The sequence below is a fragment of the Modicisalibacter radicis genome (assembly GCF_900961225.1).
In the GTDB taxonomy this organism is placed as follows: domain Bacteria; phylum Pseudomonadota; class Gammaproteobacteria; order Pseudomonadales; family Halomonadaceae; genus Modicisalibacter.
Map to the genome: position 1 here is coordinate 1 of NZ_CAAHFN010000029.1, position 398 is coordinate 398.

Genomic DNA, 398 nt, shown 5'->3' on the forward strand with positions numbered 1-398 from the left:
CTTGTGTCATGCCATAAGAAACCGCATTACCCGCGTCAAAACGCAATTGATAAACATTGTGACTGGCATCGCCTGCGATCGACAACAACACTTTTACGCCTGCTTTTTCGAGTTTGCCTGCATTATCTAAACTCGCATGTAGCGAATCAAAACTGCCTGGCAAGCTCTCCATAGAACTTACAATGACTGGAACATTTGCTTGCGCTAATTGCTCTTTTACAACCACGGCATCTTGTGCGCCTGCAATCACTAAATTAAGTGAAAACTGTTGTTTTACTTTGATTAGCTCAATAATATCTGCAGCGCGAGAAGCCGTTACTAATAGTGGCATTTCACCCGCTAATACTTTATCGAGCACTTTATCTTCAGTGCTTGGTACAGCATCGTCTTTTTTATCT

1 protein-coding gene is annotated in these 398 nt (G+C 42.2%); it reads right to left on the reverse strand.

Annotated elements, in window-relative coordinates:
- Nucleotides 1-398 (reverse strand): hypothetical protein (locus HR9077_RS01580; protein WP_244612984.1); only part of this gene is annotated, 398 nt, incomplete at both ends.